Below are 1,818 nucleotides of genomic sequence, written 5' to 3'. Positions count from 1 at the left end.
GCAGGGAGGTGAATTTCGTCAGCCCGTCAGGGCTGATCCTGGTTCTCAATATACTCTTTGATAACTTCCAGTGGCGCACCACCACAGCTCCCTGCAAAGTAGGATCGTGACCACAAAACCGGCTTTTTGTAAGCACCGGCAATATCGCAAAACTCTTGCCTTAACCTTCTGGAGGAAACCGCTTTCAGGCTGTTTATCAGCTTCGCAATGGATGGGGTCTTTGGCGTGAACTCAACCAATAAATGTACGTGGTCAGACTCGCCATTAAATTCACCGAGCTCGGCCTCGAAGTTTCCGCAGATTTCAGAAAATATCTCCTTCAGCCTCTCCAAATGCAAAGAGCCTAATACTTTCTTCCGGTATTTTGTCACAAAGACAATGTGGCAGTGCAAAGTGTAAGCACTGTGCCGCCCTTTCTTTATTTCATGCATACCAATGCTTGATATTCCAATATGTATACTCTAAATTCAGCGCTAAGGCTATCACACACTGATTGTATAAATGAAGATTCTCAAGGCCTATAAATTCAGACTGGATACTACCCCGGAGCAGCATGAAAGACTCATGCAGCTTTGCGGGACAGCTCGTTTTGTCTGGAACAAGGCGCTTGAGATTTGTAATCAGAAGCAGGAAGCCGGGGGGAAAATCCCAACGGCCTACACTATGACCAAGTGGCTTCCGATCTGGAAGAAAGACTCGGAAACAGAGTTTCTTTCTCAGGGCAATGCCGTTACCTTGCAGCAAAAACTCTGTGACTTGGGAGCCGCATGGAAAAGGCACTTTGATGATCTCTCGAAGCTGAAGCAAGGGAAAATAAAAGAACTTCACTTTGAAGCGCCACGTTTCAAACGACGCAATGATGATCGGGATAACTCAATCCGCATCATGCAGTTTCCCCGTTACTGCCAGATTAACAATCGTCGGGTTAAACTCCCAAGCAAACTGGGTTGGGTTAAGTTTCGCAAGTCTCGCCAGATTGAAGGAGCGATCAAAAACTGCACCATTACCCGAAGGTCAAGCCATTGGTATATCAGCTTCCAGGCAGAGCAGGAATGGCCTGACCCAATTCATTCGTCAGAGAAGGCGGTTGGTTTGGATATGGGCATTGCCAGGTTTGTCACCCTCTCTAATGGAGAGCAGTACCAACCCCTTAATGCTTTCAAAAAGCACCAGCTACAGCTTGCAGTAGAGCAAAGAAAACTCTCTCGCAAGATGAAATTCTCTGCCAACTGGCAGAAGCAAAAGCAGCGAATTAACCGGCTTCACAGCAAGATAGCCGCCTGTCGTCAGGACTTCCTTCACAAGACCTCAACGGAAATCAGCAAGAAACACGCAAGGGTTGTCATTGAGGATTTGAAGGTATCGAATATGTCCAGATCGGCGAAAGGCACTGCTGAAAAACCGGGCGTTAACGTCAAGGCCAAATCAGGGCTGAACAAGTCCATTCTCGATCAGGGATGGTATGAGTTCAGACGACAGCTTGAGTATAAGCAGCACTGGTTGGGTGGTGATGTGGTCTCAGTGAAACCACAATACACCAGCCAGACTTGTAGTGCCTGTGGTCACGTTCACAAGGACAACCGCAAGTCACAGGCAGGTTTTAAATGTGTTGCTTGTGGTCATGCCGAAAATGCCGACATTAACGCTGCCAAGAATATCTTAGCGTCAGGACATGGCGTGTTAGCCTGTGGAGCGGGTTCGTTGGAACCTGTGACGAAGCAGGAACCACTGCGAAATCGTGAGAAAGTAGCAGCCTGGGCTAGGCGCCCCCATGGGAATCCCCCACTGATTTCTTGAATCAGTGGGGGAGGATGTCAA

Annotated in this window: 2 protein-coding genes; one reads left to right on the top strand and one right to left on the bottom strand. The window is 48.1% G+C overall.

The window, feature by feature from the left end; genetic code table 11:
* Positions 1 to 26: 26 nt before the first annotated feature.
* Positions 27 to 431 (bottom strand): IS200/IS605 family transposase, encoded by a 405-nt coding sequence (gene tnpA / locus KDK17_RS17290; RefSeq protein ID WP_257254788.1) that lies wholly within the window; start codon positions 429 to 431, stop codon positions 27 to 29.
* A 70-nt stretch (positions 432 to 501) separates the two neighbouring features.
* Here tnpA and KDK17_RS17285 point away from each other — a divergent pair, with 70 nt between their 5' ends.
* Entirely contained in the window at positions 502 to 1,797 is a 1,296-nt protein-coding gene (locus KDK17_RS17285; RefSeq protein WP_257288654.1) for a transposase, read from the top strand.
* The last annotated feature ends 21 nt before the right edge of the window (positions 1,798 to 1,818 follow it).

Origin of the sequence: Endozoicomonas sp. SESOKO2, from assembly GCF_024606245.1 — a bacterium.
Taxonomy (GTDB): domain Bacteria; phylum Pseudomonadota; class Gammaproteobacteria; order Pseudomonadales; family Endozoicomonadaceae; genus Endozoicomonas_A.
Note: the sequence above shows the minus strand (reverse complement) of the source record. Positions and strands in the feature narration are given on the sequence as shown.